An 11,159-nucleotide genomic window follows, 5' to 3' on the forward strand; every position below is an offset into this window, starting at 1 on the left:
AAAAAAATGAAAAAAATATGTATAAAGTAAAGTAAAAAGGAATGATATTTATGAAGGCATATCAAATTAAAATAACTTTAGAAGGCAGTAGCCCATTAATATGGAGGAGAGTAGTGGTTCCAGCAGAGATTACTTTTAAAAGATTACATGATGTAATTCAATTTTCTATGGGTTGGAAGGATCATCATTTATATGATTTTAACCTTGTAGAAGAGAAACTAAGAATTACTGGTGATGAAGAAGCTGTATCTGAATATGAATTTTATTCTAAAAAGAAATTATCTAAAAAAAATGATCCCCATGGATTTATCGAAAATATGTTGAAAATCAGGCCTAAGCTAAGCACAAAAGTTAAGATAGATAAGTATTTAAGCAAGGATAAAAACATTCAATATATATACGACTTTGGTGATTATTGGAAACACGATATAGTACTAGAAGAAATTATAGATAATTATGAATATGGATATCCAACATGTGTAGATGGCGAAGGGGCTTGTCCTCCGGAAGATGTAGGTGGTATATCTGGATATATAGAATTTTTAAAAATAATGTGTAATAAGAATGATCCGGAATATTTAATATTGAAGGAATGGGTAGATAGTATTCATTATAAATTTACTTTTGACATAGAAAACATTAATGAAATTATGAGGCATGTACTCAAACTTAAAAGAATTAAAAAGATATTATAGTATTACACATAAGGTGTTGATTTCTGTGTGTAGATCAATAAAAACTATAAGGTAACGTATTCATAGGATTTTTCAGTATATGTCCAAATTGACATATTAATTTCACAGTAGTAACATGTACCTGTTATATGTCCGTTTACCATATAATCACATAGAAATTAAATTAAAAATTTTAAATTAAGGATGATCTTTATGAAAATTACACAAGAAGAAAAATCGCCGTTTTGGTCAGTAATGTTTCCAATATTTTTAGGAGTATTTTTAGGTACTTTTAATATGAGTGCAATAAATATTGCATTACCTATATTTATTAAAAGTTTTAATACAGATTTAGATTCTGTAAAGTGGATACTTACAGGGTTTATGCTTGCAACAGGGACTGCATGCCCCTTGGCAGGTTATTTAGGAGAAAAATTTAGCTATAGAAAACTGTACTCATATGCTCTTGTTGGATTTACATTAGCGTCAATTTTATGCGCATTGTCTTTTAATATTTTAATGCTTGTAACCTTTAGAGTTATCCAAGGAATATTTAGTGGGCTAATAATTCCCACAACAATGACAATTATTTATCAGGTTATTTCAAAAAAAAGACACGCGTTTGCTATAAGTTTATGGAGTATGGCTTCAATGCTCGCACCAGCACTTGGTCCTACATTAAGTGGATGGCTAGTTCAATATTATAGCTGGAGAGCAATTTTTATAGTGAATGTACCTATAGGAATTTTGGGTATTATTTTAGTTATATCTTTTATTCCTAAGTATAATTTATCAAAGGTCAATTCATTTGATTTTATAGGATTTAGTGCAGTTATTATCTTAAGTTTGTCTATATTAATTGCTTTTAGTGAAGGCTCAACATGGGGATGGGGGTCTGTAAAGACAATTTCTTTAATCATCATTGGAATTATTTCCTTAATAGTATTCATAAAAAGAGAACTAAAGATAAGCTCACCTGCATTAAATGTAAGGGTATTTAAATTCACTAAGTATACTATAAGTACAATTGCAGTCAGCATAGTCACAATTGGTTTGTATGCGGGAACATTATTAACACCTTTATTTCTGCAAAATTCACAGCATTTATCGGCTTTAGATACAGGGTTAATATTACTTCCGCCATCACTAGCTATGGCTTTTATGATGCCAATTGTAGGGATGTTGTATAATCGCGTAGATCCAAGAATTTTAATAGTATCAGGAATTTCTCTTATGGCATTGGGGTCATGGAAGATGTCCGATTTAATAGGAAATACCCCTCATTCGTATATAATTCTTTGGATGACAGTTAGATATGTTGGCATTTCTTTTTCAACTATGCCTATAACCAATTCAGGGATGTCTATTATCCCGAGAGAATTATCAGGACACGCATCTTCAATAAATAATTGGCTGCGTCAAGTATCAAGCTCACTTGCTATTGGTATATTTAGTTCATTGCTTTTGACACGGATTCAATTTCATGTAAAAGCACTTGAGAGTAGCAGTATAACTAATAATTTGATTCAAGAAAAAGCTTATACTATGGGAATAAATGATGTATTCTTAATATCAACTATTGTTATCATAATTGGAATACCACTTAGTTTAATGCTAAAAAGAGGAACAAGTGCAAAAGAATTAAAATCAGATGAGTCTCCATCCTTAGTAAATTAGCATTTGCTTCTTTAAAAATATACTAACCACGATTTTATCGTGGTCAGTATATTTTTAAAGAGCTACATTATTTATCAATTAATTTTCTTTCATAGGACTCTATCATTTTTTTTGTCATTAGTCCGCCAATTGCTCCACCTACATGTCCATTTGCTCTAGATGTTCTACTTCCTTCATAGCTTTCGTTCATTTCTATACCGATTTCATTTGCGAATTCATTCTTCATTTTTTCAAGTTCTCTTTTTGCTCTAGGAACTAAAGGTCGTCTGCTCATAATTTAACACCTCCATACTAGTATCAATATTAGTTTTATACTTATGTGTAAAAATATACTTAGTAAGTTTAAATGAAATTGTCATTTATAATAAATGAAGCTAAAAATATTGTATTTATATCATAATTTATGAAATATAAATTAAGTCATATGAAAAAAGTAACGATAAAATAAATAGAATTGCAATTTTTCTGGGATAAGAATACAAAATATGATATAATTTGTATAATAAATAATATTTACAATGAAAATAAATGATTAGGGGAAAGAAATGAAAACGTATAGAAAATTTTCAAAATTATTCGTAGTGCTATTTATTGCTATCTTTATTATTGCCTTTTCTTCAGCAGGGGCTTATGCAAAAGGTTCAACATCAACAAATTCAAGTTCTACTACTTCGAGTTCATCAACTTCTAAAACTAGTGGTAGTGGTTTTAGTTCAGGAAGTTATAGCACCGGATCTACATCTAAAGGCAATACTAGTACACCAACAACTAGTAGTAGCAAAAATTCAACCTCAAGTACATCAAGTGGAAGCGGGAGCGGGTATAAATCTGGAAGTTATAGCAGTTCTGGATCTAGCGGCAGCAATTCCACTAACAACAAGAGTAGTACAAGTAGTAGTTCAACTACAAACAGTGAAAATTCAAGTTCAAATACTTCAAATGCTAGTGTAAGCGGTTTTAAATCTGGAAGCTATAGCAGCGGAAGCAGTAGCTCGAGTTCAACAAATAGTAAAAGTACAGATGGGAGTGCTGCCCAAAATAATAGTACAACAGCTAGTAATAAAAGTTCCGGTTCATCTAGTGCTAGCGGAAGTGGATTTAAGTCTGGAAGCTATAGCAGTGGATCAACAACTAAGAATAATACAAATAGTTCTTCAGAATCAGTAAGTAATAACTCAAATGGAGTAGGCAATACTCCAATAGTGAGTGAAAGTCGAAACAATGCAACATATCCAACTGGTGATAGTTCTAGTAATCAGGAGCCTGCTAAGAAAACAATACCTCAAAGCAGTAATGGGTTAGCTACAGGGTTAGGTTTTATATTTCTATTAACTATTATTTTAGGAATAGCAGGAATTGTATATCTTATTATAAAGAGAATTAATGGAAAGAAAAAATAAAAGAGAAAAGTTATTAATTAATATTGAATAGTTTGTAATAAAATGTTAAAATATGAGTAGATACAATACTATGAATTGCTCAGGAACTTTTTAAACATCTTAAAAATAAGGGTGATGGAGATTAATCTCTATTGTCCTTATTTTTTTTGAAAATATGTGATAATAATACATTTTTATAGTTTATATTTAAAAATTCAAAGAATTATATTAATATATAAATAAGAGCAAAATCTAAAATGTAGGATAATTGTTACATAAAAGAAAATAATACAATATACGAGATAGGGAGATGGGCATGCCTAATATTTTTGATGGATTAAGAAGAATTTCAGATGAAGATATGATTGAACAAATCGTACTGCTTGAAACAATGAACGTAACCAATATTTCTAAACCCATTATACAAAAAGTTAAAAAGAAGACTATAGGTTTAATTAATTTCATAGGAAGCAAAATTGGAAAAAATCAAATGATGGAAGAGCCTGAAGTAAAAGAAATATGGACTTTAGTTGATGAGAAGCGATGCGAACTAAAAAAGTATACAAGAGAAGAATTAGATGAGAGATTACTGAAAATTCTTACTGAGAAAACTAGAAATCATGGAGAAAATCCAACAGAAGATGAAATATCAGTAGAAGTTATAGAGGAAGCAGGAAAGTTATATAAGATTTTCAAGAATTTAACCCCAGGTCAAAAAGCAGATAGTATTTACTTAAAATATAGTGACAAGCTTAGTAATAAGGCAAAAGAGTACTTGAATGAGCAAACTTTTGTTGATTTACAAGAGACAACTGAAGATATAGAAGAAATTATAAATAATATGGATGAAAAGCAAAAGAAAAATTTTCTTCAATCTGTGGATATCGAAAACGTAACTTTGCTAAATGTATGGAAAAAACTCGATAGACAACATTTTGCTAGACTTATATGGTTATGTGTAAAAGCATATGGAGGAAGATTCACTCCAAAGCAAGAACTACTTCCAAGCTTTATAGAAGAAGAGGAAAAAGAAATTGAAATATTAAAAAAAGACGAAGATTTAAAAAAATCTCAGGAAGAATTATTGGAATTAAAAAAGAATATTGAATTATGTAAAGATAAAATAGATTCAATAGAAAATAACCTACAAAAAGAAAGTCGTTTATTAAATAAGGCAATTACGGACAAAGAGCATGCAGAAGAAGACATAATTAGTTTGGGGAAAATAAATGTTAAGTTAGAAGAAGCAAAAAAAATACATGAAGATGTATTAACTGAAATTAAAGGAAGGATGGAAAATGCATCATTAGAAGAGTTAGATGGTCTAATGGAAGAATTTAAAAAAGTTAAATTTGATACAATTGATATTAACAATGAGCTTTCAGATATTAAAATTGAAGCTGAATATAAAAAAGAGCTAATAGAAGAAAATACTAAGCTAATAGTTATTAAAGAAAAGAATATAAAAGATATTAGCGGTGAATTTGAGCAGTTAAAAATTGATACAGATAACTTAATAAAAATATATAATGAAAAGAAACAGGAAGTACATAAAAAAGAGGATCAAAAAAGAAGTGAGATTTTTGAATGTTGGAGTAAATCCTTTAATAAATTCACTTTTGACTTTAAAAACTTAAGCAATGTTGTTAATTTTTCAAGAAAAGAATTACTTCATGTTGAGGAATGTTTGTATGAGTTGCACTATACAAAAGATCCAAATGCAATAAGTGTTGGTTTAATTGAAAGTAAGCAAGAAAAAGAGGAATATCAATATATAGATGTAAGCTTTCCTGACAAATTTAAAATTGAAATACAGTATAAAGTATTAAATAATCAAGAAAAAAATATACGAATAGTAGAACTTACCAATCAATTTTAGATAAATTATACTTATAAATATAATTTACCTAAATAATGAGCGCATTTTGTTAGAGTTTTTAGTATGAAACGCTGCACAAAATACGCTCATTATTTTTATGTCAAGATGAGATATTATAAGTATTAAAAAGAATGAAAGTATAAAGAATATGCAACATTTTCATCTTAAGTAAATAGATGATATAATATTCTTAATATAATTTAATTATATTAAATCCAAATTTTAGTGAATTTAGATTATTAGGCAAAGGAATTAAATAGATGATTATATTGCAAAGTCATTTAATGCTGAGGAAATTTAATATACTTTTAAATTTTATTTAGAAAAAATACATTATTAAATAATGAAAAATATAAGGGTGGTGGAAACTGTGGGAAAGTCGATATTTGAAGGATTGCCCAAGCATAAAGATACATTATTAATTGAAGAAATATATGACAAAGGAAAAGATTTTATTGAAAATGCATTTGACATTATTCTCATAGTTAACAAGAAAGGAAAAATTCTATATGGGAACAAAAAAGCCATTGAAGCTTATGGGTATACATTTGACGAATTAATTAATATAGATATTTTCACTCTTAGAAATGAAAGTACTATGGAATTTACTCAAAGACAATTAGAAAAAGCTTTAGATAGGGGCATAAAGTTTAAAACATATCATTACAGAAAAGATGGTTCTAAATTTCCAGTGGAAGTAAGATCTATTTATAGTAATAAAAAAATAAAAAATATGGTGGTTAGTATTATAAGGGATATTTCTGAAATAGAAGAAGAATATAAAAATGCAAAGTTATTTTCAATGTCCTTGGATATACTTGATGATCCGTTTGTAATCTTTACTAAGGAAATGAATATATCAAATTGGAGCAAAGGTGCTGAAGCCAAGTTTGGTTTTAAAAAGGAAGAAGTAATAGGAAAAAATATGAGTGAATTGCTTCCTAATAATATATTAGATGAATCAAAAAGTATAGTAAGAATGCTTAGTAAAGGCGAGATTGTTAAGGACTATGAAACTGTTAGATTGGATAAAAATGGAGAAATACTTAATGTTCTTGTTTCTGCTTCTCCAATTTATGATGGGGATGGTGGATTTTCAGGAGTATTAGCAATTTACAAAGATATTACAGATAGAAAGTTAATTGAGAAAAAATTACAAGAAAAGTGTGAGCAATTAGAATTACTAAAACAAAAAGCAGAAGCTGCTAATAAAGCAAAATCTATCTTCTTAGCAGATATGAGTCATGAAATAAGAACACCAATGAATGGCATTCTAGCAACTATACAACTTTTGCGATCGGAATGTGTTAGTGATGAACAAAGCAAATATATTAAGATATTAAATGAATCAGCTAATACTATGCTTAATGTAATTAATAATTTATTAGATATATCAAAAATAGAATCAGGAACATTTAAATTAAATGACGAGCCATTTAACTTAAGAGAAACTATTAATAATATTTATAATAATCTTTTAATTATAGGAGATTCAAAAGGTCTCGAAGTAAGTTACTATTTAGACCCTAATATCGATTACGAAATTATTGGTGATGAGTTAAGGCTAAAAGTAATTCTTAATAATTTAATAAGTAATGCTGTTAAATTTACAGACGAAGGATATGTATCCTTTAGGGTAAAGATGATATCTAGTGATGATGTTAGTGAGAAAATAGAATTTAGAATAAAAGATTCGGGAATTGGTATAGACGAGGAATTTAAAGAAAAAATCTTTAATGATTATAGCCAAGGAAATTTATCAACTAGTAAAAAACAGGTAGGGACGGGATTGGGATTAGCAATCTCACAACAGTTTGCTGCTATAATGAATGGAAATATATGCTTTGAAAGTAAAGTAGGAAAAGGATCAACATTTATTTTTACATGTGAATTTAAAAAATCTAAAAAGAAAGAACAAAATTTTGAAATAAGAACTATAGTAAAAAAACAAGTAGAAGTTAATAAGGTAGAACGAAATGAGGTAATTTTATGTGTTGAAGATAATTTAATAAATCAAGAAGTTATGGAAGGTATAATAAAAAACAAAGGTTATAAATATATTGGGGCATATAATGGAAATGAAGCCTTAGAAATATTAAAAAATAACAAAGTTGACTTAATATTAATGGATATACAAATGCCAGAATTAAATGGTTTTGAAACAACTAAAATCATCAGAGCTGAGGAGTTTGGAGGAAAACATATACCAATCATTGCAATGACAGCATATGCTATGCGTGAAGATAAAGATAAGTGTATGCAGGCAGATATGGATGATTATATAGTAAAACCATTTGATATTGAAAAACTTTATGAAATTGTTGAAATTCATTTAAAGAAATAAACAGAGATATTATTTAATATGTGTTTTTATAAGAAAGTTAGAGAAGGTTGAAATCTAGATTTTATATAGACTTCGACCTTTAATTATAGTAAATTGCATACATAAGATATGGAGTGGTGAATGGCAAAATGCGAAAAGAAACAAATTCATTAAAGAATATGATTATTAGCACTTTTATTGTTATTTTTGTTTGTATAACAATTATTATAGGGTATATTGCATTTACAGAGTCTAATAAAGCAGTGGAAAACAATATTAAAGCAATAGAAGATGATTCAGCAAAAGAAATAGTAAATAGAGTAGATGATCTTGTTAATATGCCACTATTTATTAATAAATCTAATTATAATTCAATTAAAAATGGTGTGGTCGATATTTATAATAAGAGAGAACGTGAAATTTATTTTTCTGGAGTAATGTTAGCTAGTTCAAATAATATCTATAGTTTTAGCTATGGCACTGAAAAAGGTGAATATTACGGAGCACGAAGAAATGCAGATGGTAAAATAGAGATTATGAGAAGTGATGCTGAAACAAATGGAGATTCTTGTTATTATTCTTTGAAGTCTGATTTAACTGCAGGAAATTTTGTTCAAGATTTTGGGAAATTTGATCCTAGGACAAGAGATTGGTATATAACTGCTAAGGAAAGAAGGGAGCCTATATTTTCGCCTGTTTATGAACATTTTGTTATGAGAGATTTAGCTATTACAGCAGCCTATCCAATTTATGATGATAATGGTATTCTTAAAGGTGTTTTAGGAACTCATTTTATTCTTTCTAAGATAAATTCATACTTAAGTGAGATTGTGAAAGATAAATCTGCCACGGCGTATATTGTAGAAAAAAGTTCTGGGCAGGTTGTTGCAAATTCACTTGGAAAACCTAATTTTACTACCATTTCAGATGATCAAATAAAGGGGATAAAAATAGAAGAAATTGATAATGAATATATAAAAGAAGCATATTCAGATTATAAAAGCAGTCTCAAGGATCGTTCTATAGTAAAAACAGATAATGATAAGCTTCATATAAGAGTGAGCGAATATAAAAAACAAGGCTTGGATTGGTTAATTATAACTTCCTTTCCTGAAAGTCAGTTTTCAAACAAAATGTCAAAATATATTTATACTTTTATATATTCCTGTATATTTCTGTTAATCGTGTGTATAATACTTTGGATAAAAAGAACAGAATATATAGTGAAGCCAATAAATGACTTAATAAGAGCTACGGAGAACTTTTCCAAAGGAGATTTATCAGCAAGGGCTCAGGTTACAAGAAATGATGAGATAGGAAAATTGTCATATGCTTTTAACAATATGGCGGAAGAATTATGTACACTAATATCTGATCTTAAACATAGAACGATTGAAATGGAACAAGTTAACATGGATTTACATACAGCAAAAATAGAAGCTGAAGAAGCTAATAAAGCAAAAAGCCAATTCCTAGCTAATATGAGTCATGAGATAAGAACACCCATGAATGGAATTATCGGGATGACTGATTTAGTTTTAATGTCTGAATTGAATGATGAGCAGAGGAAAAGGGTTAATTTAGTTAAAGAATCTGCCATGGATTTACTCCAAATTATTAATAATATACTTTATGTTTCTGAAATAGAATCTGGAAATGCTGAACTTGTACCTGAATGGATTTATATGGAGAGTTTCATTAATAGAATAGAAAATTTTTATGCACCTTTAACTTATAATAAAAAAATAACTTTTAAAATTCATATTCAAAACAATCTCCCTGAACAGATTTTTGTGGATGTTTTTAGATTAAATCAAATAATTGCAAATCTTTTAGGAAATGCTATTAAATTTACACAGAATGGTGAAATACATTTAGAAATTAAGAAACTAAAATCTTTAGGGACCAAAGTTTTGTTAATGTTTTCAATATGCGATACAGGTATAGGAATTAAAAAAGAAGATATTCCAAAACTTTTTAACTATTTTACTCAGCTAGATGACAGTAATACAAAGCGGTTTCAAGGAACTGGGCTAGGGCTTGCTCTATCTAAAAAATTGTAGAACTTATGGGTGGTGAAATTTTTGTGGATAGTGAATTAGGAAAAGGAAGTACATTTTATTTCACGATTTTGGTTTCTATTGCTAACAGGATGTAGTAGAATATTTAATTTAAATAAACAATGTAATGAAATGCAGTGTTTGCTAGGAAACACTGTGTTTTTATTTTTTAAATTAAAAATTAAATAATAATTATATATAAAGATGGCAGGTAAACGCCTAGGAACAAGTTAATATTTCAATATGAGGCTTATATATTAGCTAGTAATTAAGTCGAATTATAGGTAAAAATGCAGTATAAATTAAATTGAATCACTGTAAATACAGTGATATGATTTATGTAACGAACGTTATATACATAACTTTGGTTTAATATGTAAAATATAAAATTTTAAAAGAGAATATTAAATTAAAAAATGATTGAAATTTATAGAAGGTGGTAAGTGTTTTGGAAAATACGACAAGTGATAAAATATTTTATACTTCTTTTAAACTTTTCTTAGAAAATGGATATGAAGCAACGAATATTAGAGATATTTGTAGTGAAGTAGGAGTTAAGGCATCAACAGTATATTTTTATTATAAATCAAAACAGGATTTATTTTTTTATATCTATGATGAGATTTGTAATGATTATATGAAGTACCTTAGTGGTATAGAAGAATTAGACAATGATATTTCAATAAAAGAAAAGTTATACGTATTATTAAAAAAGAAGATAGAATATTATATCACTGATATGTCTAGAAGGAAGTTTATTTTAAGGTGTCACTTATTTCCTCCAGAAGAAATATCAAATATTATACGAGAAAAATACAAATTTTATTCAAATGAAGAAAATAAAATTCTTTTAGATATTCTTGGTAACCCGCAGCTTGAAAATAAATTTATAAGCGAAAATATAGATAGTTATCTCCTTAAATGCAAAAAGTTGGAAAATCACTTAGTGCATGAGATGATGACGTACAATACAAAAATAACCAATGAAGTTATTTCTAAACTATGGGATATATATTTTGGATTAATGTAGTAAGATGGTTTTATGACTCTATAATACATATGAATTTTGATTAATAAGTTTTTATATTATGCGTTGAGTAATTTCTTTATTTAAGATAGTGTAAAGTGAGCTATGAAAAAATAGAAATAAAACTTATCTGACAATAT

8 protein-coding genes are annotated in these 11,159 nt (G+C 27.9%); 7 read left to right on the top strand and 1 reads right to left on the bottom strand.

Translation table 11 applies throughout. The features are described 5' to 3' along the window. The first annotated feature begins 50 nt into the window (after nucleotides 1-50). Nucleotides 51-695: a plasmid pRiA4b ORF-3 family protein gene (locus tag COL3_RS16415; protein WP_008420311.1), complete on the top strand. Its 645-nt coding sequence runs from the start codon at nucleotides 51-53 to the stop codon at nucleotides 693-695. Between the two features lie 192 nt (nucleotides 696-887). Then, nucleotides 888-2,351, top strand: coding sequence for an MDR family MFS transporter (locus COL3_RS16420; RefSeq protein WP_008420313.1), 1,464 nt, complete (start codon nucleotides 888-890; stop codon nucleotides 2,349-2,351). Between the two features lie 67 nt (nucleotides 2,352-2,418). On the opposite strand, the gene COL3_RS16425 is transcribed toward COL3_RS16420, so the two are convergent. Continuing rightward, entirely contained in the window at nucleotides 2,419-2,625 is a 207-nt protein-coding gene (locus tag COL3_RS16425; RefSeq protein WP_008420315.1) for an alpha/beta-type small acid-soluble spore protein, read from the bottom strand. A gap of 271 nt (nucleotides 2,626-2,896) precedes the next feature. Between COL3_RS16425 and COL3_RS16430 the strand changes: the two genes are divergently transcribed. The 5 genes from COL3_RS16430 (at nucleotide 2,897) to COL3_RS16450 (ending at nucleotide 11,022) form a co-directional block, all read left to right on the top strand. Then, on the top strand, nucleotides 2,897-3,751 hold the full coding sequence (locus tag COL3_RS16430; protein ID WP_008420317.1) for a hypothetical protein: 855 nt from the start codon (nucleotides 2,897-2,899) through the stop codon (nucleotides 3,749-3,751). 295 nt (nucleotides 3,752-4,046) lie between these two features. Beyond that, nucleotides 4,047-5,609: a hypothetical protein gene (locus COL3_RS16435; RefSeq protein WP_008420320.1), complete on the top strand. Its 1,563-nt coding sequence runs from the start codon at nucleotides 4,047-4,049 to the stop codon at nucleotides 5,607-5,609. Between the two features lie 370 nt (nucleotides 5,610-5,979). Continuing rightward, entirely contained in the window at nucleotides 5,980-7,953 is a 1,974-nt protein-coding gene (locus COL3_RS16440; RefSeq protein WP_008420323.1) for a PAS domain-containing hybrid sensor histidine kinase/response regulator, read from the top strand. 128 nt (nucleotides 7,954-8,081) lie between these two features. Then, nucleotides 8,082-9,995 (top strand): hybrid sensor histidine kinase/response regulator, encoded by a 1,914-nt coding sequence (locus COL3_RS16445; RefSeq protein WP_008420325.1) that lies wholly within the window; start codon nucleotides 8,082-8,084, stop codon nucleotides 9,993-9,995. Between the two features lie 445 nt (nucleotides 9,996-10,440). Beyond that, a complete protein-coding gene (locus COL3_RS16450) occupies nucleotides 10,441-11,022 on the top strand; it encodes a TetR/AcrR family transcriptional regulator (RefSeq protein WP_008420328.1) in 582 nt (193 codons plus the stop codon). The last annotated feature ends 137 nt before the right edge of the window (nucleotides 11,023-11,159 follow it).

The sequence above is a fragment of the Clostridium sp. LS genome (genome assembly GCF_002760435.1).
GTDB lineage: Bacteria > Bacillota > Clostridia > Clostridiales > Clostridiaceae > Clostridium.

Excerpts from the sequence above, each read along its gene's own strand:
- COL3_RS16445 (WP_008420325.1), top strand. The coding sequence starts at position 8,082 with ATGCGAAAAGAAACAAATTCATTAAAGAATATGATTATTAGCACTTTT.
- COL3_RS16425 (WP_008420315.1), bottom strand. The coding sequence starts at position 2,625 with ATGAGCAGACGACCTTTAGTTCCTAGAGCAAAAAGAGAACTTGAAAAA.
- COL3_RS16420 (WP_008420313.1), top strand. The coding sequence starts at position 888 with ATGAAAATTACACAAGAAGAAAAATCGCCGTTTTGGTCAGTAATGTTT.
- COL3_RS16435 (WP_008420320.1), top strand. The coding sequence starts at position 4,047 with ATGCCTAATATTTTTGATGGATTAAGAAGAATTTCAGATGAAGATATG.
- COL3_RS16415 (WP_008420311.1), top strand. The coding sequence starts at position 51 with ATGAAGGCATATCAAATTAAAATAACTTTAGAAGGCAGTAGCCCATTA.
- COL3_RS16430 (WP_008420317.1), top strand. The coding sequence starts at position 2,897 with ATGAAAACGTATAGAAAATTTTCAAAATTATTCGTAGTGCTATTTATT.